Here is a 21,898-nt window from a genome sequence, read left to right as displayed (position 1 = left end):
AAAGACTGTCGGACACTTCCGACACGCGAACTTGAGAGGCTTCCTGTGGCCACCGAGAACCGCCCCTTGGCGTCACCAGCAGACCTTGCTCGTCTGAAGCAGCACTTCGACAGCGCGACGTCTGCATCGCCGCCCACGCAGCGATCGCCTCGCCCGCTTGGACTGTCTGGCAACGCGCTCTACGAGTACGCACATATGGGGAAGGTCCGATCGAGCGTCAACCTTCGCCAAGGCGCTGGAGATCCCGACCTCTTCGACCGCTTGGCGGATGTAGCGGAACCTGAGAACTGGGATGGGCGGGAGGCAGACTCACCGGGCGGTAACCACATCCTGCGCAACTACATCCGCTGGACATTCGAGCGCGCACACCAGCAGGACAAGATCTCGACGAGCAGCGACGGCTCCTACTCCGCCTTCAATACGGGACTTGCAACTGCGCGCCAAGAGACGATCTACGGGCTCTTCCGTCACAACGACCGACCCGACAGCCAGCCGTGGGTCTTCGTCGACTGGCGTCTGGAGAGCAAGCGCGACTTCATGGATCATTTTCCACCCTCGCTCCGTCCCGACTTTGTCACCTACACTGACAACCCAGCGGACTACATCTACGACTGGCGTCGGGAACTCGTTGTTAGCGTCGATCACATCCTCGACGATCAGGGCAACCTTGCCCGATTTCCCGCGACGCTCCAGGGAAACCCCCACCTTGCACGCATGGCACTGAAGGGTGCCGTCGTCGCCGCGGAAGACCGGGTCCGCCGCAACTACAAGACAGCAGTGCCCACCTGGTACCCGGCGCAGGACACGGTTCAGCTCCTTCTGCCGCTGTCGCTTCTCGACGCCAGCGTTGTGGACCTCGCGCTAGTGGTCTCCCGGCAAGGGGAGTTCTATCGCGGCCACACGGTCCTCACCACCGCCATGGCATACAGCAACGCCCGGCTGCTGGCTCGCCCCGACAGCGACTGGCTGCAACCCGCTGTCGATGAAGAAGCTGCGTCGTAGCGAAGCCTTGGCGTCGTTTCCGCAGGAATGGCAGTCTCGACCGGGTCAGGATTCAGAAATATTCGGGCGGTTGCCCGCGACCCCCAGGTTTCTCGCTGAGGACGCCGCCAGGCTGTGCCAAGACGTCAGTGCCTGTTCGACGCCGCCGTTCACGACGTGATCACGGGCCGCCCGGGCCCGCGCTGTAGACGTAGCCGCGACGGTCCAGCGCTGTTCAGAAGCAGTGGGCTGCAGTGCCGTTGTCGCCACGCGGACCCTTGCGGATCGTGTACTCGGGCACCGGCTTGGTGTACACGCCGTAAGGGTCCTTCGGGCCTTCTTGGTGGGTGACTGGGTGGACGCTGAAGCTCAGGATATGAATCCTGTCGGGTGTGGTGTTGTTCAGCTCGGCGAGGCGAGCACGGATGTGAGGCTCGGCCTCGGCGTGTGCCTCGGAAAGGGTTCCGTGCAGGCCATAGGTGCCCTTATCGGCGTAGTAGGGGACGCGTGAGTGGTCACGTCCATCCACGCGGTACCTCGCGGCCCAGGTGCAGCCGAGGAGGTTGGGACCGAGCGGGTAGCGATCGGAGCCGTCGCAGGCTCCGAGGGCGGCGAGCTCGTGCGACACGACCGTGCCGTCTTCTCTAAGTACGCGCTCCTGGTGACAGCCTCGGCATGTGCCCGTCCGCTTCTCGGTGGTCATGGCGCCTCCTGGTAACTATTGGCCAATGCTTCGGCCGTCGTTACTTGCTCATGATTCCCATCACGGTGTGTCGTGGTCGAGCAGTTTCAGCGAAGGTACTGTTCAGCGGCCTGTGCCACCAGAGTTCGTGGGGGCGGGGCGGGGCGGGGCGGTCGAGGGCGGGGACGGTTCTGCTGGTGCGGGACATGGTGGGCTCCGAGCTCGGCAGTGGTCAGCGACCGGGCGCGGACGAGGGCCGGGCGGGAGGCAGGGAGGGAGGTGCGGCTGAAGTTGACGGCGGCGCGGCTGGGGTCGTGCGCCGTGCGGTCGGCGAGACCGCGAGAGCGGCGGTGACCCGGGACGCCGCCGGTTCCTCCGGGGCGACCTGGCCCACCCGGGCTGGGAGCCTGCCGGGGTGGTCGGTGTGCCGGTCGGCCAGCACGCCGCGCATGGACCGAATGTCCAACGCGTAGGAGTCGAGCTTCTGGGCGATGTAGCGCAGCCGGTTCGCGTAGTGGGGATCGGCGGGTTCGCCCAGGCCTTCCCACCAGTCGGCCGTCGTGTTGAGGGACTCCACGAGGCGTTGCAGAATGCCGTCATCGGGAGCGGTCAGCTCGCTCAGTGCGGCGACGACTTCGCCCGTGTGCGCCGCCGACCGGATGGACTGGGTCAGGTGGCCGAGCCGGTCGCCGAGGCTGAGCCCCTGATCGCCAGGGGGCGGCAGGCTGGGGTCGAGGAGGCCGGGATCGCACGAGACGTCGAAGCCCTCGGCTTGGAGCATGTCGACGGCCCGGGTCACCATCTGCCGCTGCTCGACCGGGTCGGTCATGGCGGAGGGCAGCCGGTGGAAGCGCTTGTGGAACAGCACGACGGGGATGAAGCCCGCGCGGTGGAGCACCGCGTCGGCGCCGCTCTCGTGGGCAGGTCGCCGCGGATCCGGTCGGGGCGGCAGGCCGAGCTGGTCCAGGCGGGTGTCGATGGCGGTGAGCAGGCGGGGGATACTGCCGCCGTGTCGGGCGTGGGGACCGTCGGGCTCCGAGTCATAGATCACTTCGTGGAGCGTGGAGTCGTCGGGATGCCCGCGGGTCACCAACCAGCTCTCCGGATACCCGGGCGGGTGGTCGGTGGGCGGTTCCTGGGGCGGAGAGATGATCAGGGCGCTGCCATCGGGAAGTTCGGCGTGGACGATGTGGTCGCTGAGGCCGTACTCGACGGTGCAGGACAGTCCGCGCTGCCGAAGCGGCGCGGTCAGGTGGCTGTACGGGTGGTCATGCTCCGACGTGCCAGCGGCGGCTTCCTGGATGAAGGGTTCGCTGGTGCGCGCAGTGATGCGTGTGCCCTCGCGTTGGAGGGTGACCAGGGTCTGATCGGGGCGCATGTGGGCTTCTCCGTGGCCGGCCGTCCCCAGCGGTCGACGGCGGCGGGAAGCCGCAGCGGGGCGGGGACTGCAGGGGTGGTGGCGTTCGTCGAGGATCCGGCGATCGGACGGTTTGGCCTCGCCGGAGGTCGGTGCTTGAGGCGTCAGCGCGAGCGGCGCACGGCAGGGGGGTCGGGCGTCGCCGAGGCGGGCGGCGAAGCGGCGGAGGCACCGTGCTGGGCGGAGGTGGACCGGGCCAGGGCCGCCTGGACACGCCCGGTGTGTGCGGACTGGTCATCGCTGATCCGGTCGGTCAGGTGATCGGCAGCCCTGGCCAACGCCGCTCCGCTGTAGCTGAGTTCGTCGGCGTAGTGCCAGCCTTCGGAGTTGCGGATCTCGCGGGCTCGTTCCTCGTAGAGCTCCCGCGACCCGGGCATCGACCCCTCCATGAGCGCGATGACCTGATCCCACTCGCGGCGGATCTCGCCCGCTCGCTCCAGTACGGAGTCGATCCCCCGCAGGCGCAGCAGGTCGGCGCTGATCGGGCCGTCCACGTAGTCGGCCGGTTGCGCGGCGGCCCGGACACTGGCCAGGACTTCGGGGCCGTGGGCCAGGAAGGTCTCGACGTGCTCCCAGGCGGCGGCGTCCCGGGCCACCTTGCCGTCGGCGTAGCCGATCTCGTCGACGGGCCAGCCGTCCTCGTCGCAGTACGAGTCGGAGACCGCGTCCCACTGGTCCGAAGCCTGCCTGATGCCGTCAGCGGCGGAGGCCAGGGCCTGGACACGCGCCCGCCATGCCGCCCGTTCGTCGGCGTCTTGCGGCTGGCGATCAGGGGTGGCGGAGGAGTCGGGAGAGGTAGGCATGGTCGTTACTCGTTTCTGTACGGGTGCCTCACCGCGAACGCGGCAGCGAGCGCGTGACGGATGGTGGGACAGGAGATGGAGCGTCGTTCCGCTGGCCGGGGGAAGTTCCCCGGGCCGACGCGGCTGGCGAGAGACGGGCTGCGCTGCCGCTTGGTGCGCCCGGGAGCGGATCTCGTGGTCGACGTTCTCCGCGACGAGATGCAGCTCCTCGCCGAGGTCGGTCAACCGGGAGGCGATGGCGTCCAACTCGGACGCGCTGCTTCGGGCACCGTGGTCGCGACACCACTCGGAGGCGGTTTCGAGCATCTGGTGCAGGCGGGCCACCGCGCCGAAGTCCTCCGTTACGGCCTCGCGGAACAGGTCGGTGAACTTCTCGGTCCGGGCTGCGGCGAGGCGGTCGTTCCCGTCAGTTGCCGGTGAGCCGCTGCCCGGACTCGTGGCCGGGCCGGTCGTCGGGTGGCGCTGGAGCGGGGCGGCGTCGTCGACCGCACCGAACTGGAGACCAGGGACGAGCCCGGACCGGGAACCCGAGACCCCACGGGGGCTCACTGCCGCGCCTCCCTGCTCGGTCCAGGAACTGAGGACCCGTCAGTTGCGGTGAACTCGCGAGGTGTCTGTAGGCCGCTGTGTTCGTTCAGGGGCGGCTCGCTGGGAGTGGGCTGCAGGCCAGGTGGCATGGGGTGCGCGGGACGGGCGGCGAAGTTTGATGATTCGTCGGAAATCCTGAAGCTTTGCCAGTAATCTCGACTCAGTTGTTGTCTCGCTGAACCGAGCAGCCCATGACACTGGCGGTCGTCCGGAACATCTCCTCGGCTCGTGCGCTGCCGACGCAGCGCGACATCGAGGACTTCGAGCAAGAGATCGTTGATCAGTTCGCCCTGTCCATGGCCGCGGCCAACCTGACCGACAGCCACATCGGCAATGCCCGGGCGGCGATCTTCGAATTCGCGCGGACCCTCGACGGCCCGCTGTGGACCGCGTCGTGCGACGACGCAGACCGCTTCCTGACCTGTCTGCGGCTGGAGGGCCGAGCCCACAGCACGCGGGCGGGTAAGGCCGGCATGCTGGCCTACTTCTACGACTTCATGATCCGCCGATACCAGGGCGACATTCATGCCTTGACCGGCTCGGTGGTCCAGCAGCCGATCGACGAGTACAACCGCCCCAGCAGCCCGGTCTTCACCAATGTACGGATCCCGCCCTCCGACGCGGAAGTCGACCAGCTCTTCGGGCAGTGGAGACCGTCGGTCTCCGAGGCCCGCAAGTACCTGCCGGCCGCCCGGAACTACTTCGCTGCCTCGTTGTGGCGCCGGTTGGGGCTGCGGATCAACGAGGCACGCATGCTCGACATCCGCGACTGGCGCCCTGACCTCGGCACGTTCGGCAAGCTCCACGTCCGCCACGGCAAAGGCAGCCGCGGTCGAGGGCCCAAGCCACGGCTGGTCCCGGCGATCAACGGCGCTGACCGTCTGATCGACTGGTGGCTCACCGACGTACGCCACCAGTTCGGACCCGACTGGTCCCACCCCGACGCCCCGCTGCTGCCCAGCGAACGTCACGACGAACTCACCGGGCACTGCACGCGGATCAACCACAGCTCCCTGCGTGCCGGCCTGGCGAGCGCCACCAAGCTGTGGCTGCCGGCCTGGGCGGGAAGGCTCACGCCCCACGTCCTGCGGCACTACTGCGCCTCCTCGCTCTACGGAGATGGGATGGATCTGAAGGCCCTGCAAGAACTCCTCGGCCACGAGTGGCTGTCCACGACCACCCGCTACATCCACGTCCACAGCGATCACGTCGAGCGCGCCTGGATGAATGCGAACGAGCGGCTCGAAGCACGCTTCGGAGAGGTGTGAACCCGTGCAGTGGAACCTGCGGCTGAAGGCCGCCGAGCGCGGCATCTGGAAGTCCACCGAGATGCGCCGGCTCCTGGCCGAGGCCGGACTGGAGATCAGCGCGGGCAAGATGTCGGCGCTGTGGACCGGAACACCGACCTCGATCCGCCTGGACGACCTGGACGTGATCTGCGAGGTCCTGGACTGCGACCCGACCGCGTTGCTGATCCGCGAACCGGAGAAAGTCGCCGCCCGCAGGCCCCCTGAGCGGGAGACCGGCACGGCCTCCCATGACGGCCCGGCCGTCACCCCGCGGTTCGACCGACCGCGCTCGCAACCACCACTATGAGCACCCCACCGCCCGGCAAGTGCGCGGTGTGCCAGGTCAACCGGGTCGCGTGGACGAAGCCGCGGATGGACTTCTGCTACAACTGCCTGCCCGGCGGCCCGTTCACTCCGCCGGCCTGTCGAGCCTGCGGCAGCTCGGAGTACTTCAGCCAGGGATTGTGCACGCGCTGCCATCCCGGAGCCCCGCTCCATGTCGGCTCCTGCCGGGGCTGCCTGGCCTGGGGCGTCTACCGGTCCAACAGCTGGCAGTGCTGGAGCTGCCGCTGGTGGTTCACCCACTACCCCGTCGACACATGCGAGTTCTGTGGACGCGAGAGCCGGATCAACGGCCAGGGCGCATGCCGACTGTGCTGGGAGAACGCCCGCCTGCACCAACAACCCGGCCGGGCCCCCAACCTGGAGACCGCCAACCAGCAGGGACAGCAGCTCTTCCTCGCCAACGTGCAGTACGACAAGACCGGAGCCGCCCGACGCCGTGCCGCCCGCGCCCGTGAACTGGAGCAGAAGCAGCCACCGGCGCTTCCCAAGACCATTGCCGGCACGCGCCAACTGATGCTGTTCCGCATGCCACCCGGGCGCGGCGCCATCAAGGACCGTGCGCTGACGGGCGATTCGCGGCTGTTGCGTTACTGCGAGCCGGTCTTGCGCGAGCACGCCGAGCGGCACGCGTGGACGCGGCGCCAGACCAACAGCGTCGTCCACACGCTCAAACTGCTGGACGCTCTGCAGGACTGGCCGGGCGCGAAGATCCTGGTCAGCGACGTCGCCGCCAGCATCCGATACGGCGGCACCCTGACCTCGACGCTGGAGATCCTCGCCGCCGCTGACCTCTTGGTCGACGACCGGACCACAGCCGTCGAGCGGTACTTCGAGAAGAAGACCACCGGTCTGCCGCACGAGATGGCCGGACAACTCCGGCTGTGGTTCGACGTCATGCTCAAGGGCAGCGCTATCGTCCCGCGGCGCCGTCCACGCCACGAGCAGACCATCCACCTGCACATACAGGGCATGGCCCCGATCTGGCGACGATGGGCCGAGCAGGGACACACGTCGCTCGCCGAGATCAGCAGGCAGGACTTCGTCGAAGCACTGCCGACCGAAGGGGCCAACCGGCTCTTCGCCGATCAGGGCCTGCGCTCGGTCTTCACCGTCCTCAAGTCCCGCAAGAAGGTCTTCACCAACCCCACCAGAGGCGTCCCCGTCGCCCGGAGCAACACCACCGTCCCCATACCTCTCGACACGACAAAGATCCGCGATGCCCTCAACTCGCCCGACCCCACGGTGGCCCTGGCCGTCGCCCTGGTCGCCTTCCACGGACTGACCGGCCCGCAACTCGCCACGATCCAGCTCACCGACATCAGCGACGGCAAACTCACCCTCGGCGAGAAGACCATCCCGCTCGCCAAGCCGGTCCTGACCCGCCTCACCGCCTACCTCGACTACCGAGCGCGGAACTGGCCCAGCACCCTCAACCCCCACTTGATCGTCAACCGCAAGACCGCCCCGCGGACCACACCGACCAGCAAGCTCTACGCCTGGCGCAACCTCGGCGTGACACCGTCGTCCCTGCGGGACGACCGCATCCTCCAGGAGATCTTCGCGACCGGCGGAGACGTCCGCCGCATCTGCGACTTCTTCGGCATCGGAATCGACGCGGCTATGCGCTACACCCTGGTCCTCGCACAGGCCGACCCCGAAACTGACTCCGATCAGTAGCCGACCGGAACTCAGGACCTCACCTAGACTCATCACTGCACCTCACGCAGTCGGAGAGGCAGCAAAGGCGCTTCAGTTTTCGTGAACTCGGCGCTTTTGTCATGCATCCGGGCGTCCGTGTCGAACAGTTCGCGCTCGGCCGGATGCAGGATGTGCTGCGTGATGAAGCTCCGACCTGCGACTTTCCACAGGCCCCGGCCCTTGGTCAGGGCGGACACGGCCTGGGTCTCGATACCGGTCAGGCCGAGCAGCGACGCGGCTGCGGCGAGCTGGTCGGGCTCCTGGCGGTAGATGATGCGGGTGCTGCAGTCGGCGAGGAGGCCCTCGGCCAGCACCCGGCCGCGCGAGCCGGCGTCGCCCGCGCTCAGCAGATCGCTGAGGCGGTGGATGACCATCAGGTTGGCGATGCCGAGCCCTCGGCTGAGCTTCCACTGGCTCTGCATGCGCTCCAGCAGGCCGACGTGCCGCATCACGCGCCATGCCTCGTCGTAGATCACCCAGCGTCGGCCGCCGTCCGGGTCGGCGAGCGCGGACTCCATCCAGGCGCTCGCGCAGGTCATCGCGAGGACCAGCGCGGTGTCGTCGCCCGAGCCGCCGAGGCGGGAGAGGTCGATGGACAGCATCGGGGTGGCCGGGTCGAAGGCGACGGTCGAGGGCGCGTCGAACATGCCGCTCAAGTCGCCGTGGACCAGACGGCGCAGGGCATGCGCGAGGTCCTGCGCTGCGGCCCCCATACGCCCGGCCTGGTCGCCGAGAGCCCGGTCGAGGTGCTCGGGTGAGCCGAGGGTGTGCGCGATCTTGCCGAGCAGGGGCACGGTGCCGCCTGCCTCGGCTTCGGTGACGACCAGGTCCAGCGCGAGATCGAGGGCCGTGTGTTCCATCGGCTGGAGATCGCGCTTCAGCACGGTGCGCGCGAGGCCGGCCAGGAGCAGGAGACGGCGCTTGCGGACCTCGGTCGACCAGTCGTCCTCGCTCACCGAGGCGGGCCGGGCCGGGGCGTCCAGGGGGTTCAGCCTGCCCGGGAGCCCCGGACCCAGCGCGATGCTGTAGCCGCCGAGAGCCTGCGCGACGGCCGTCCACTCGCCCTTGGGGTCGCAGGGCACGTAGACCCGGTATCCGTGGGCGATCGCCCTGGTGGCGATGGACTTGGCCAGCGCGGACTTGCCCATGCCGATGATCCCGGCCAGGACCGCGTTGGGGTTGGTGAAGCCCTCGACCCGGCCGCTGTTGTACAGCGAGAACGGGTCGTAGCAGAACGCGGCCTCCGCGTGGACGTCGCGGCCGATGAAGATGCCCTCGGCGCCCAGTCCGCCCTCGGCGAGGAAGGGATAGGCCCCGGACACGGTGGCGGTGGTCATCCGGTGGGCGGGCAGACGGAGCTTGCCGCCGCGTGCCGAGGCCGGGCCGGGGCGTCCGGACGGCGGATAGGTCGGCCGCAGCTCCGGGTCGAGGGTCTCCTCGTCGTGGCGCTTGGGCGGGGCTCCGGCGAGGCGGGCCTGGCGCCGGGCCTCGGCGAAACCGGCGCGGGCGGCGCGCTGCTCGGCCCGCGACGCCTTGCGGGGGACGAACAAGGGGGAGGCGCTGGCGCGGGTACGGGGCATGAACGATTCTCCAGACGGAAGGTAGGGATGTCAGTGGCGGACGAGGCCGGTGAACGGGGCGTGGAGGTCGGCCGGGGTGGTACGGCGTCGGACCAGGTGCGCGGTGCGTTGGTGGCGCTGGCAGATGGTCAGCTCCGGTGCGCCTTCCGGCAGGCCGGCCCGGCACGCCTCGCGGTCGGGGACCTCACCGGAGCCGGGCCGGGGGGCCGCGTGGTAGGCGGCGTGGACGTGGTCGGCGGCCTGCCAGATCCGGGTGCGGGCGGCGCTGAGCTGGTCGCCCTCGATCGGCGTGAGCCGGCCCGTTCGAGCGGCGTGGGCATCGAGCAGGCCGTGCAACGAGACGAGATGGGCGTGCAGGGCGTCCAGTTCGGCGCGGGTGGTGACGAGAGGACCGCCTGGCACGTTAAGCGCGCGGTGGAAGTCGAGCGCGGCGGTGGCGAAGGGCACGAAGTCCTGCGCGGTCGGGCTGTCGGTGCGGGACATGGCGGTGCTCTTTCGGAAGGGAGGAGGGCCGGCATCAGACAGCGAGGGCGAGCGGCACGGCGGCGGCGATGAACGCCTCGGCCTGCTGCCAGGTCAGCGGCCGGAGGTCGAGCTGCGCGCCGACCGCCGCGGTCTCCACGACCGCGCAGGCGGAACGAAGCTCCTCCTCGGAGTCGGCCGAGACCGTCAGCAGGCCCGTCAGGGCGACGTCCGCGTGGCCGGCGATGAGCTGCCGCTCACGGGACTTGATGTCCTGGTACTCGATGGAGTCCGCTTCGGAGTCGACCTGACCACGCCGCGCCCGCTCGGCGGCGTCCGCGATCACACTGGCCTTCTTGCGCTGGACATCACGCAGGGCGGCGTCCAGCCCCTTCGGCTCGTACGACAGCGACAGGGTCCGCCGCACCCCGGCGGTGAACAGCAGCTGGTGCAGGAAGCCCGCCGACGTCTCGGTGCGGGGCCAGTTCTCCACCCAGTACGTGCAGTGGACGGCGGAGTCGGTCGCGATTTGGTCCGACTTCTCGACGACCACGACCGGGCCGGCCGCTGCCGCGTCGGCCTCGGGGCGCCCGGAGGCCGACCAACGGTCCAGTACGGAAAGGGCCTTGGGGTCGTACGCCGTTCGTACGACTGCCGCGATCTCGCGGGCGGTGAGCCAGCCGGTGGGGTTGAGCCCGGCGGTGCGCGCGGCCTGGTCGAAGGTCGAGGTCAACTGTGCCAGGACGCTGAAGGACCCGGTCAGACCGCCACCGGCCTGGTTGATCAGGCGTCGCGCGGCCTTGGCGTCCAGCGAGATGGCGACGTACGCCTCGTGCGGAGCAGCGGCCGGGCCGGCGCTCTGAATCAGCTCGCTGTAGACCTGGCCGGCCGCCGGGGCGTCGGGCCGGCCGTGTTCCTCCCAGTACCGGCGAAGGGCGTCGCCGGAGTCCGGCACGGTGCGCTCGATCACCTGGATCCGGGCGACCTGGCCGGTGCGGGCCAGCGCGGCGAGGGCACGGCCCCAGCCGTTGACGTTGGCGTTCTGGGTGCTCGGGTCGAGCAGCGCGTAGGCGCGGGAGGACACCTTGACTACGGCGGTCAGCGTGCCGGTGTGGGGGTCGTGGACCGCGCCGTACCGGCGGTCGGGTGCGGTGACCACGCGCAGGCTGGCGGCGGTTCCGGGCAGGTGGAGGAGTCCTTCGCGGACCGGGCGGCGGGAGGGTCGGACGAGCCAGACCAACTGGCCCCGCATCCGGCGGAGCGCGTACCGGGTGACGATCGGCGCCCAGTCGGCCAGGGCCCGGCCTCGGTAGCGGACGAAGACAAGCAGGGCGATGGCGGCCCACAGCGGGATGAGTTCGAGAGCGCCGACCACGCCACGGGCGAGGATCACGGCGAGCAGGAGCAGGCCGGTGAGGCTTACGACGATCAGCTGTGGGGCGGTGAGGCCGAGCAGGATGCCGCGCCTGCTGCGGTGCGGGAACTTCACGGTGGCCGTGGTGGCTTCGGCCTGGCGGTTGTCAGACATGGCGGTTCCAGACGGTGAAAGCGGGCGGGAAGGGGCGGAAGGCGCGGCGCGCTCTTCTGGAGGTCATGACCGGACTCTTTTTCGGGGTGTTCGGGGGGAAGGGGGGCGGGCTGGAGGGAATCAGCCCGCCCCCGGTGGTGGTGGGTCAGGACCCCGACGGCGGCTGGTCGGGGTAGACCCAGTTCGTCGGCGTCGGGGAGCCGGTCGCCGACGGACCGGTGGAGGGCGGCGGTGGTGCGGCGGGGCTAGCGGGCGGAGCGGCACCTACGCGGGTCAAGCTGCTGCCCGGAATCGACGCGCCAGCGGGCTGAGGGGCGGAGGGAGCGCCCTCGGAGCCGCCTGCTTCGCTGTCGTCAGGCCGTGTGATCAGCGCGGGGATGCCGGGGCGCTGGATCAGGGCGCGGCCCTTGTCGCCGGAGGCGTTCGGGTCCTCGCCGTACCGGAAGCGGGTCTGCGGCTTCGGAGGTCCGGCGTCGATGCCCTCCTTGCTCAGGTTGCCGCCGGTGGGGTTGATGCCGGAGGCAACACCGTCGCTGCCCGCGCCGGGGACCTTGCTCGGCCCCTGCGGAGCGGGAGTGCCGGTGCCCGTCTGCATCGCGAGGCTGCCCGCGGTCTTCGCCGCGCCTGCGGCCACCGCCATGCCGGCGACGCCGGTACGGTGCAGGTCGTCGTGTCCGCCGCCGTCACTCGCCCAGTGGACGAACTTGTAGGTGGCGTAGGGGCAGAGCAGGACCAGGACCATCACGACGATGCCGGCCATCGCGTCGGAGAGGGCGGCCATGCCGTCCGTGGCGTCGGACTTGCCCATGGCCGAGACGCCGATCAGGAAGACCACGGTCATCAGCAGTTTTGACACGACCAGGGTGGCGGTGGCTTCGATCCACCCCCGCCGCCAGCGCTTGGCGACCTCCCAGCCGCCACCGGCTCCGGCGAAGACGGCGAGGGCGACCATGATCAGGACGCCGACCTTGCGGGCGACCATGACGCCCCAGTACATGAACGCGCCGATCGCGCAGCCGAAGGCGACCAGGGATGGGATGGTCCAGCCGAGGGCGTACATCGGCCCCAACTGGTTGACCTTGATGACGCGGCGGATCGCGTCGTCCACCGAGGTGTTGGCCGCTTGGAACAGGCCGTCGGACAGGGCGTCGACCACCGTGATGGCGACGGAGGTGAAGGCGACGGCGCAGAAGGAGAAGAGGACGCCGGTCATCGTGCCGATCGCGGCTTGGGCGAGTGCGCGTTCGTCCCGTCGCCAGGCCGCGAGCATCAACTGGATGCAGAACGTGCCGACGGTCAGGGCGAGACCGATGGGCAACAGCAGCTCGTAGTTGTCCCGGAACCAGCCGGCGTTGAGATCGATGGCGGTGGTCTCGTTGACGGCCCTGGCGGCGAGATCGGCCGCGCTGGCGGCCAGCTCACCCGCTGACTTCGCGATCCACGCCCCGATGCCGTCGGTGACAGTCCCGGCGGGGTTGGTGGCGAAGTCGACGGCGCCGCAGACCTTGTCCATCAGCGGAAAGTCGCAGACTCCCATGGAGGTACCTCCTTTCTGGGTTGGGGGTCAGGGAGCGACGGCCGACAGGACACCGGCCAGGGCGCAGGGCTGGGAGGGACGGCACTGGACCGCGAGGGTGGTGACGCGGTTCTCGGCGCCGCCGTGCGACGAGCCTTTCCAGGCGATCGACTGTTTGCCGGAGACCGTCACGGCGTAGACGTACGCGGTGGTGATCGCCCCGGGGTCCGCTTGGAGGGCTTGGGTGAACGAGTCGGGGAAGTGCGCCTCGTTCACCTTGGCGGTGGCGAACTGGCCGTTGGCGGCCATCTGCTTCCACAGCACGCGTGAGGGGACGAGCGCGTCGACCGAGGCGGTGTCGGCGTACTTCGTCTCGCTGGTCAGCCACCCGCGCAGGGCGGTCAGCAGCTCGCGCTGGGAGTAGGCGCGGGTGTCGTAGGACCACAGCGCCGCGGCTGTCGCCTTGCCGAAGGCGATCGGGTCGTGCGTGGACGGGGGAACGGGGAGGTCACCGCGGCGCCCGTGCGGTTGTTGTGACGAAGCGGAAGCAGAACCGGTCGGGGAGGACGGGGAAGCCGAACTCACCTGCGTCGTAGGAACCTTGGATGAGGTCCTGCCGTCGCGGGTGACGTAGGCGGCCAGGCCGGCGAGGGCGACGAGCACCACCAGGACAGCGGTGCCGAGCATCGCCCGGCGGCGCACGCGAGAAGCGCCGCCGGGGCTAGTGGAGCGGGGAGACATCAGCGGACCTGGCTTCCCAGCGTGCTGAAGAACGCCACCACACCGTTCGCGGCACCCAGCAGGAGGGCCGCGCCGGCGCTGACCAGCACGCCCTTCTTGCCGCTGGCCTCCGCCTGGTGGCCGCCGGAGTGGTGGCCCCAGGCCCACACGCCCGCACTGATGGCGAGCGCGCCGACCACGGCGATGATCCCGAAGAGGTTGATCGAGCCCATCACCTGCTTGAGGACCGACAGACCCGGCAGCCCGCCCTCGTTCGGCTTGATCCCGGGGTCGTAGGCGAGCTGGACGACCTTGTCGACGAGGTACATAGTTGTGAACTCCAGTTTGATTTAGTGCACGCCAAAGCCCGAGGGGGCGAAGCGCCAGTGCAGGAGGGGGGAGGGGGAGGAGCGCCGGTCAGACGACTCGGCGGGCCGCGAGAATCTGCGGCTTCCAGGACGCGAGGGTCGTGAGGCGGACCACGTCCCCGGTGTGCGGGGCGTGCACGATCAAGCCCTGGCCGACGACCATCCCGACGTGTTCCGGGACTTTGGCAGTCCCTTCGGTGAAGACGAGGTCACCGGGCCGGAGAGCGTCGACCGATACCGGCTTGCCCTCCTTGACCTGCGTGTACGTCGTCCGCGTGAGGGTGACCCCGGCGGCCCTGTACGCCTGCTGCATCAACGAGGAGCAGTCGCAGCGGCCCATGGGGTCGCTCCCGTGGGAGTCGGTGCAGCTCCCGCCCCACTGGTACGGGGTGCCGAGCTGGCCGAGCGCCCAGCGGATCGCCGTCTGGACCTTGGGCGGAGCGTCTGCCGGGATCTTGTATCCGGTCGGCAAGGCGCCGGGCGGGATGGTTCCGAAGTCGGTGCCGTCCCCGCCGGCCGTACAGCCGCCCGCGGTACTCGACGCAGCACTGGTCGTGCTGTCCGAGCCGGACGGCGAAGGGCTCGGCGACGTGTCGCTGGCCTTCGACAGCAGCGGCTCGATCGCCTGCTGCAAGGCGGTGGCCAGGGGCTCCCACTTTGCGTAAGCCTCGGGGAAGCCGGACCTCTGCACCGCCTGGGCAGCCTGGGTGACGGACAGGGACTGCCAGCCCGAGACCTTCTCCAGAGCCTCGTAGAACTTCGTCGAGGCGTGCACCGGGTCGAGGATCTCGTTCGCGGTGCCCCACCCCTGCGATGGCCGCTGCTGGAACAGGCCCAGCGAATCGCGGTCGCCGTAGGTCAGGTTCCGCAGGCCGCTCTCCTGCAGGGCGGTCGCCAGGGCCACGATCTGGCCCCGGGCCGGGATGTTCATCGCGACGCCGGTGGCCTGGATGGTCTTGGCGTTGGGGATCTGCTCGGCCGGGTCGGCCAGGCCCGGCACGGAGACCGTGCCCTTGCCGCCGTCCAGGATCGACTTCACCTGAGCGGCAACGGCCGAGGTATCCACAGCCTGTGGACCGCCGGTCGAGCAGGAGGCCGAAGCAGTCCCGGCCCCGACGGCAAGGACCGGAACGGCCAGCAGAAGCGGACCAGAGGCGAAGAGACCCACGACCGCTCCGGTGGTCTTCTTCATCGCCGCCGCCGTTCGCCGGGGCGGACATCCCTGCCGGGCAACGGTGTTGGGTCAGGGCGTGGGCGTATCAGGGCGTGCTGCATCGCAGCGGCTCCTCGCGGTTCGTAGGAGGCGCGGTGCCGACTTCTCGTGCAAAGCCGTCGACACCGCGCCGATGTGAATCCGCCTCTCAGGGCGGGCTCGGGTCAGGGGAGTTGGTAGCTCCCGGACACCGGGTTCAGGTCATGCGCGGCAGCCAGCCGCGCTCGTAATCTCAGGCGGTGCACCGGGTCTCCTCACGGCTTCGAGAACTTGGAGGCAACGTGCCTTCCGCTCCGCGTTCTTGGACGCGGAAACACAGATCAGCACAGGTCAGCAGGGGTGGAGCTGGACTCCGCCTCGGTGACGTGGCGAGACAGTAGACCGGGATTCCGGCCCCACCAAACGACCGCCGAACCCGGGCCCGAACCACGGCACAGGCTCGTTAGGCGCGGCCGGAAATCGCGGCTAACCTCCGGCGCAATCCCGCTCCGACCGCGTGCTGTTGACGGCCCTCCGGAGCTGGCCCAGTCCCGTCGTGCCCTGAAAGAGGCCCCGCACATGAGCTACACGCTGCACCGAGGCGACGCCCTCACCGTGCTGAAGACCCTCCCGGACGAGAGCGTCAACGCCGTCATCACCGATCCCCCGTACAACTCCGGCGGACGCACCAGCTCGGACCGCACCGGCCGCACCGCCCGCGCCAAGTACGTCACGGCCGGATCGGCGCACGACCTGCAGAACTTCCCCGGTGAGAACCGCGACCAGCGGAGCTATCGAAGCTGGCTGACCGCGCTGCTCACCGAGGCGTACCGGGCCGCGACCGAGCGCTCCGTCGCCATGGTCTTCTCCGACTGGCGCCAGGAGCCGACGACGTCCGACGCCCTGCAGATGGCGGGCTGGACCTGGAGCGGCACGATCCCCTGGATCAAGCCCGCCAGCCGGCCCCGCAAGGGCGGGTTCAAGCAGTCGGCCGAGTTCATCGTCTGGGGCGTCAAGGGCAGCCTCGAAAAGGACCGGGACCTCTACCTGCCCGGCCACTTCATCGCCTCCCAGCCCCGCAAGGACCGTGTCCACATCACCCAGAAGCCGGTCGAGATCATGCAGCAGCTCGTGCAGATCTGCCCCGAAGGAGGCACCGTCCTCGATCCCTTCACCGGCAGCGGTTCCACAGGCGTCGCGGCCTTGCGCGAGGGCCGGCAGTTCGTGGGGGTCGAACTCTCCGCGCATTACGCCGACGTCGCCGAGGCGAGGCTCCGAGCGGAGCTGACCCAGGACGACTTCGTCCTGGCAGGACCGGAGGCATGAGCGTGAGAGCGACCGGCCCGGGGCCGACGGACCGCAGACGGATGAGGGCGGCTGGTGCATCGAGAAACCGACGCACCAGCCGCCCTTCCTCTTGCGTCAGGCCGCCACGAACGCCCGCCGGATCAGCGGTCCCGCCTTCTCCAGGTCGGCTGCCGACGCGATCCGCACCTCCAGGTCGCCGGTCCCGAGGTGGCCGATGGCGCGCATGTCACGCGAGAAGCCCTCCTCCAGCTCGACCGTGTCCGGGTCGACCTTGAGGTAGACCAGGATCGCTTCGTGCTTCGGACGGAAGATGACGGAGGCGACGTTCACCATCCGGCGGTAGGCGATGTAGTGCCGAAGCTGGGCCACCTCGACCTCGCCCCAGGCGGTGAGGGCCTCGTCCAGCTCGGCGTACAGGTCCTGCAGGCAAGCGGGAGCCGTGCCCGGAGACGCCTGGACCGACCCGACGCTGGCAACGGCCGCCACCTCTCTCTGCCGACTCCGGCGCCGAGCTGGACCGGGACTGGGAGACCCCGATGTGGACTCGATCAGCAGCAGACTCAGCAGGTCGCCGTCGAAGACGCGGTAGCGAACCAGGTCGATCCGCTCGTGTAGCCGGTGCACGGCGACCTGGTCGTGGTGCGAGAAGCTGGCCGCGATGCAGACCATCCGCGGGTTCCGCCAGTCGATTGCCTCGGCAGCCTCGGAACCCAGCTTCTCCTTGACCAGCGCCTCGAACTCGTGACGTGCGGAGTCCAACCAGGACAGATAGGAGACGGCCTGTGAGAGGACACCGCTGTCGGCGCCCTTCTTGTATTCGATCAGCGCAGGAGTGCCGTTCTCGTCCAGGCCGAGCGAGTCGATCCGGCCCCGGTGCCAAGGCCCGGTCGGATACTCGGATGCGAGGAAGCGGATGCCGAGCATGTCCTCCATGTTGGCCTCGATCCGGCGCTGCAGCTCCACTTCCAGAGCCACCGTCGAACCGCGCAGCTCGACGTCCCAACCATTGGCATCCGGCCGGAACAGCTTCAGGTCGCTCACTCGCCTCCCCGTCCTCCCCGATGTCAAACAGTCGGACAATCGATCGGAGGGCACGGTTATTCCGCGCCGTCGGGCTGCCTCTGTGAGGGAGCCGGTCGGCCTTCGGAGCCTCGTCGGCGTGGACGGGGGAACGGAGCTTGAATCAAGTGGAGTTGTAATCATTCGCCCTGTTACCTGGATCTGGCCTGCCCTCAGCCGCCCAGGGGACATACATTGGCCTCAGTTGATCGTCAGGGGGGGCGATGTCTTGGCAGGGCGCGATCTTCGGATGCTGGTCAGCTCGAACGACCTGAGCACCTCCGCGAACGAGGCGTTCACCAGTCGGCAGGTGCAGTGGCAGGCGGTGACCGCTTCTCTCCTCGGACACACGCTGCGTCCTGCGGACCAGACAGAGCAGCTGGACGAACTCGGCGGTGCCGCGTTCGTTCTCGGGTTCCCCCATGAGGAACAAAGCGAGAAGGAGCATCCCGGTGAGTGAACGAGACCACCTCGTCGAGGATCTCGTAGCTGAGATCCTCGGTCCCCGCGGAGGGCCGAACGAGAGGCTGGGGGGCGACGAGGACCCGCTTGACGAGTACATCGTCGGTGTCCTGGCTCCGTTCTCATCCCCTTCGGTCGAGGTCGACTCGGACCAGGAGCTCGTCGGTGACGAGGTGTCGGGCAGTGATGACGAACTCGATCCAGGCGAGTCCGTGTCAGGACATCAGCCCGCCGACGTCGGCATTCCGTCGCTGGTACTCGACCCCCGCGCCAGGCCGTCGTCGATGGGCGTCTCCCTGGCGGTCAGCGCCCCTGACAGGCCACTCCTTGACATCTGCTGTACGTGGGCCAGGTACCGCAAGGAGGCCAACGGGGAGTGGAGCCGGGAGCCTCACGGGGCTGTCTGGCGCGCCGTGGACTGTTCCGTCGACAGCTCGCTGAGTGACCCCGCGGACCCAGGAGTCGTGGTGAGGGTCCGTAGCCGAAGGGACTCCCGCGGCATCTGGAAGATCTCGGTGTTCGTGGTCAACCTGAGCTCTGTGGAATCAGACCACCCCTCCCCGTCGGAGCACGTGTTCCAGCCCCAGGTACGTCTGCGCTGTCAGGGCGGAGCCGAGCTGGTTCCACTGGAACACCAGCACCTGGCACAGGACGAGGAGGACGAGAGCCTGGCGCTTCTCTACGAGGACCGTCCCGTGCTCGCCCGAGGGCACCTCTGCTCCGCCGTCTGGCGTCAGGTCGACCCAGAGCGCCCGCATCCGGGAGGGTTGGAAGCAACCAGGCCCCCGTTCAGGTGGTCCGACGGGCGTCACCTGTTCGACGAAGGGACGGTGGCCGAGTTCGAGCCGGCCGACGTCCGGTCCGAGTTCGTTCCTGTGGTTCCCGTCAACGCTCCGGACAAGGGCTGGCCGGCCGACGCGGGAGATCCACCTGAGCTTGACCCCATGGAACTGGCCCAGATCACGGATGGTGCCGTACTCCGCCTGAGGCTGGAGCCGCTCGCGGACGCCTACGAACGCTGGATCGAGGGCCAGGCCCGCGGGGTTGAAAGCCATGCGCCAGGCACACCGGCCCAACGACACCTCTCCGGGTGCCGACGCGCGCTGGATCGGATCCGCGACGGGATCGAGCTGTTGGCAGACGACCGCGACGCCCTCCTCGCGTTCTGCTTCGCCAACCGGGCAATCGCCCTCCAGTCGCAGTGGACCAAGGGGAGAGTCAACCGCTGGTGGCCGTTCCAACTCGCGTTCCAGCTTGTCAACCTACGGGGAATCGTCGACGACGCCCACGAGGACCGCGAGGTGTGTGACCTGCTCTGGTTCCCGACCGGTGGAGGTAAGACCGAGGCCTACCTCGGACTCGCTGCCTTCACTCTCGCGCTTCGGAGGCTTCGTGCCCAGCGAGGGCAGGATCCTGGCGGAGGAGCAGGAGTGACCGTCCTTTCCCGGTACACACTTCGGCTCCTCACCATTCAGCAGTACAGGAGGGCGCTCGCGATGGTGACGGCGTGCGAGCTCCTCAGGGTCAGCGGCTCGCCTGGACAGCGTGGCTGGCGGCCGTCCGGCTGGGAGGATCTCGGTGACGTGCCGTGGGGCTCCACCAGGTTCTCGGTCGGACTGTGGGTGGGCGGCAACGTGACCCCGAACAACCTGCAGGACCTCCAATACCGTGACGCGAACAACAGGATCATCACGGCCCACGGCGCCATCTCGATCCTGGAGGGGAAAGAAGGCGAAGGTGACCCGGCGCAGATCCTGAACTGTCCGGCCTGCAGGTCGACACTGGCGATTCCCCCGGAAGGCCTGCGCGAGGGCGACACAGGTGTGCTGCACTTCGTGGTGGGCGACCCGGATCCGGCTCTGGGCCCGGACGTCGCGCCGCAGCTGTCGGAAGAGCCCTTCGAGGTGACCGCCGTCACGGTCACCCGTCATCCGGACCCCTCGTTCGCGACCGTGTCCGTTCTGTTCCGCGTCACAGCGGACGTGTCTGACCAAAGCGTCGACAAATGGTTCAAGGGGCATGCGAGTCGTCTGCTCGGTTCCAGGTCCTGGCCCGTCTTCGCCCGCGCGAGCCGACCTGGATACTTCGTGCGGACAGTCGGGTGGGGCAGGCAACGAAGCGAGAAGCCCGTCGAGTTCGAGATCTTCTGCCCGAACCCGAAGTGCCCGCTCAACTCCGACCTGGCCTGGTCCGAGACGACCGAGGTCGGTGCCTGGCCTGTGCTGCCGGCCTTCGACCGGGGGGACGGTTCCTCAACGCACTGTCCTGTCCCGGCGTGGACGGTGGACGAGCAGGTCTATTCCAGGTGCCCGTCGATGGTCGTGGCGACGGTGGACAAGTTTGCCCGCTTGGCGTTCGAACCGAGAGCCGGCGCGTTGTTCGGCAACGTCGACAGGCTCAACGAACACCTGGGCTACTACCGGGCCTGGGCACCTCCGGCAGGGCCAGCGACACTCCCACGAAACGCCCGTGAGGAGGTGACGTCCGGGAACGACGTTCCCGTCCGTGGATTCCGCCCACCCGACCTCGTGTTGCAGGACGAACTGCACCTCATCGAAGGCCCTCTGGGCAGCATGGTCGGTCTCTACGAGGCTGGCATCGACCTCCTCTCCACGGTGCACGACGGCGAAAACACTGTCAGGCCGAAGTACGTCGCCTCCACCGCGACCGTCCGGAGGGCCGAGGAGCAGGTCCGTTCGCTGTTCGACCGGAGCCTGCAGGTCTTCCCTCCTCAGGGCCTCCGTGCCGAGGAGACGTTCTTCTCCTCGACCGGTTCCTCGCACCCGCTCGACGCGCAGGAAGCGGGTCGTCTGTATGTCGGAGTGCTCGCCCCCGGACGAGGAGCACAGACACCCATCGTCCGGATGTGGTCGCGTCTACTCCAGACACCCCGCAACCGACTCGAGGCCGGCGTCGCACAAGAGGAGCTGGACCCGTTCTGGACGCTCGTGGGCTACTTCAACGCTATCCGCGAACTCGCCGGAGCCGTTGCGCTGGCCCGTCAGGACATCCCCCAACGTCTCGGGAGCGTCGCCGCGTCGCCGCGGACTCTGGACGAGCAGGAACCGATGGAGCTGTCCAGCCGCACCAGCTCCCTGAGGCTCCCGGGCATGCTCGAGGAGCTGGGAATCCGGCTGGGGCCCGGCCGGGAACCGGCGAACGCGGTCGTCGCCACCTCTATGTTCGGCACGGGTGTTGACGTGGACAGACTCGGACTCATGGTCGTGCACGGGCAGCCGAAGACCACGTCCTCCTACATCCAGGCCACCGGTCGTGTGGGCCGGAGTGTCGGCGGGCTCGTCGTTACCTTCTACCGGGCCTCGCGTCCGCGGGACCTCAGCCACTACGAGTACTTCACCGGCTACCACACCACGCTCTACCGCCACGTCGAGCCCGTCACCGTCAACCCGTTCGCACCCCGGGCAAGAGACAGGGCCCTTGGACCGGTGATGGTCAGTGTCCTCCGCCAGGCGGCGAGGATCCCGACCGCGACGGGTTCCGTGGAGGTCGACGAGCGGTGGCGGATCCAACAGCGGCTCAGTAACGGGGGCTGGTTCTGCCGTGCCCACGAGATGAGCGACGTCCACACAGACCCAGAGGTGGACCTGCTCCCCGGCATCCTTGAGGAACGTGCCGCCCAGCAGCCGCCCCTCCGTCGTCCACCGTCATCGGAGACGGAGAACCATGCGCGCTCGGAGTTGGAGCATTGGCGGGAGGTTGCTGACCGTGTCGGTGATGCCTTGCTGTACCACGAGTCGACCGTCACACGTCCGGCCTCTCGCCCGGTTGTCCTTGGCGACCTCGCGCATCTTGTCGCAAACATGGATGAAGCCTACGAAAACGCGCCAAACTCTCTACGAGAGGTGGAGGCCACCACCACGATCAAGGGAAGGGGATGAA

General features: G+C 68.9%; 19 protein-coding genes. 8 read left to right on the top strand and 11 right to left on the bottom strand.

The features are described 5' to 3' along the window. Window positions 1–45 precede the first annotated feature (45 nt). Window positions 46–1,002: a DUF3825 domain-containing protein gene (locus tag U5640_RS20225; RefSeq protein ID WP_340377173.1), complete on the top strand. Its 957-nt coding sequence runs from the start codon at window positions 46–48 to the stop codon at window positions 1,000–1,002. 214 nt (window positions 1,003–1,216) lie between these two features. Here U5640_RS20225 and U5640_RS20220 read toward each other — a convergent pair whose 3' ends face one another. The 3 genes from U5640_RS20220 to U5640_RS20210 all read right to left on the bottom strand — a co-directional run bounded on the left by U5640_RS20220 (window position 1,217) and on the right by U5640_RS20210 (window position 3,883). Continuing rightward, entirely contained in the window at window positions 1,217–1,684 is a 468-nt protein-coding gene (locus tag U5640_RS20220) for a hypothetical protein (RefSeq protein ID WP_340377172.1), read from the bottom strand. A 211-nt stretch (window positions 1,685–1,895) separates the two neighbouring features. Beyond that, on the bottom strand, window positions 1,896–3,041 hold the full coding sequence (locus tag U5640_RS20215; RefSeq protein ID WP_340377171.1) for a hypothetical protein: 1,146 nt from the start codon (window positions 3,039–3,041) through the stop codon (window positions 1,896–1,898). 143 nt (window positions 3,042–3,184) lie between these two features. Next, window positions 3,185–3,883, bottom strand: a complete 699-nt coding sequence (locus U5640_RS20210; RefSeq protein WP_340377170.1) for a hypothetical protein — start codon at window positions 3,881–3,883, stop codon at window positions 3,185–3,187. Window positions 3,884–4,057: 174 nt separating this feature from the next. Between U5640_RS20210 and U5640_RS20205 the strand changes: the two genes are divergently transcribed. The 4 genes from U5640_RS20205 (at window position 4,058) to U5640_RS20190 (ending at window position 7,782) form a co-directional block, all read left to right on the top strand. After that, window positions 4,058–4,303, top strand: coding sequence for a hypothetical protein (locus tag U5640_RS20205; RefSeq protein ID WP_340377169.1), 246 nt, complete (start codon window positions 4,058–4,060; stop codon window positions 4,301–4,303). Window positions 4,304–4,662: 359 nt separating this feature from the next. After that, a complete protein-coding gene (locus U5640_RS20200; RefSeq protein WP_340377168.1) occupies window positions 4,663–5,739 on the top strand; it encodes a tyrosine-type recombinase/integrase in 1,077 nt (358 codons plus the stop codon). 4 nt (window positions 5,740–5,743) lie between these two features. Continuing rightward, complete coding sequence (locus tag U5640_RS20195) at window positions 5,744–6,067, top strand: helix-turn-helix transcriptional regulator (protein WP_340377167.1); 324 nt, start codon at window positions 5,744–5,746, stop codon at window positions 6,065–6,067. Then, window positions 6,064–7,782 (top strand): hypothetical protein, encoded by a 1,719-nt coding sequence (locus U5640_RS20190; protein ID WP_340377166.1) that lies wholly within the window; start codon window positions 6,064–6,066, stop codon window positions 7,780–7,782. Before U5640_RS20195 ends, U5640_RS20190 begins: the two co-directional genes overlap by 4 nt. A 32-nt stretch (window positions 7,783–7,814) precedes the next feature. Here the strand turns inward: U5640_RS20190 and U5640_RS20185 are convergent, their stop codons facing one another. From U5640_RS20185 to U5640_RS20155, 7 genes are all read right to left on the bottom strand, one after another. Beyond that, a complete protein-coding gene (locus U5640_RS20185) occupies window positions 7,815–9,383 on the bottom strand; it encodes an ATP-binding protein (RefSeq protein WP_340377165.1) in 1,569 nt (522 codons plus the stop codon). Window positions 9,384–9,413: 30 nt separating this feature from the next. Further along, complete coding sequence (locus U5640_RS20180) at window positions 9,414–9,866, bottom strand: DUF6238 family protein (protein WP_340377164.1); 453 nt, start codon at window positions 9,864–9,866, stop codon at window positions 9,414–9,416. 34 nt (window positions 9,867–9,900) lie between these two features. Beyond that, a complete protein-coding gene (locus U5640_RS20175) occupies window positions 9,901–11,373 on the bottom strand; it encodes an SCO6880 family protein (RefSeq protein ID WP_340377163.1) in 1,473 nt (490 codons plus the stop codon). A 145-nt stretch (window positions 11,374–11,518) separates the two neighbouring features. Continuing rightward, window positions 11,519–12,910: an ATP-binding protein gene (locus U5640_RS20170; RefSeq protein ID WP_340377162.1), complete on the bottom strand. Its 1,392-nt coding sequence runs from the start codon at window positions 12,908–12,910 to the stop codon at window positions 11,519–11,521. Between the two features lie 27 nt (window positions 12,911–12,937). Then, window positions 12,938–13,630 (bottom strand): hypothetical protein, encoded by a 693-nt coding sequence (locus U5640_RS20165; RefSeq protein ID WP_340377161.1) that lies wholly within the window; start codon window positions 13,628–13,630, stop codon window positions 12,938–12,940. Continuing rightward, entirely contained in the window at window positions 13,630–13,938 is a 309-nt protein-coding gene (locus tag U5640_RS20160) for a DUF6112 family protein (protein ID WP_340377160.1), read from the bottom strand. The genes U5640_RS20165 and U5640_RS20160 overlap by 1 nt, the downstream gene beginning before the upstream one ends. Before the next feature lie 88 nt (window positions 13,939–14,026). Continuing rightward, window positions 14,027–15,169 carry a C40 family peptidase gene (locus tag U5640_RS20155; RefSeq protein WP_340377159.1) on the bottom strand — a complete coding sequence of 381 codons (1,143 nt, stop codon included), beginning with the start codon at window positions 15,167–15,169 and terminating at the stop codon, window positions 14,027–14,029. A 579-nt stretch (window positions 15,170–15,748) separates the two neighbouring features. Here U5640_RS20155 and U5640_RS20150 point away from each other — a divergent pair. Continuing rightward, window positions 15,749–16,495 carry a DNA methyltransferase gene (locus U5640_RS20150; RefSeq protein ID WP_340377158.1) on the top strand — a complete coding sequence of 249 codons (747 nt, stop codon included), beginning with the start codon at window positions 15,749–15,751 and terminating at the stop codon, window positions 16,493–16,495. Between the two features lie 96 nt (window positions 16,496–16,591). Here the strand turns inward: U5640_RS20150 and U5640_RS20145 are convergent, their stop codons facing one another. Further along, complete coding sequence (locus tag U5640_RS20145; RefSeq protein WP_340377157.1) at window positions 16,592–17,518, bottom strand: DUF5655 domain-containing protein; 927 nt, start codon at window positions 17,516–17,518, stop codon at window positions 16,592–16,594. 223 nt (window positions 17,519–17,741) lie between these two features. On the opposite strand from U5640_RS20145, the gene U5640_RS20140 reads away from it, so the two are divergent. Next, complete coding sequence (locus U5640_RS20140) at window positions 17,742–17,996, top strand: hypothetical protein (RefSeq protein WP_340377156.1); 255 nt, start codon at window positions 17,742–17,744, stop codon at window positions 17,994–17,996. Further along, entirely contained in the window at window positions 17,989–21,897 is a 3,909-nt protein-coding gene (gene drmA / locus U5640_RS20135) for a DISARM system helicase DrmA (RefSeq protein WP_340377155.1), read from the top strand. Before U5640_RS20140 ends, drmA begins: the two co-directional genes overlap by 8 nt. Window position 21,898 lies beyond the last annotated feature (1 nt).

Source organism: Streptomyces sp. SS7 (assembly GCF_037993025.1).
In the GTDB taxonomy this organism is placed as follows: Bacteria; Actinomycetota; Actinomycetes; order Streptomycetales; family Streptomycetaceae; genus Streptomyces.
The sequence above is the reverse complement of the archived record's forward strand: the minus strand, read 5'-3'. Positions and strand labels throughout refer to the sequence as shown.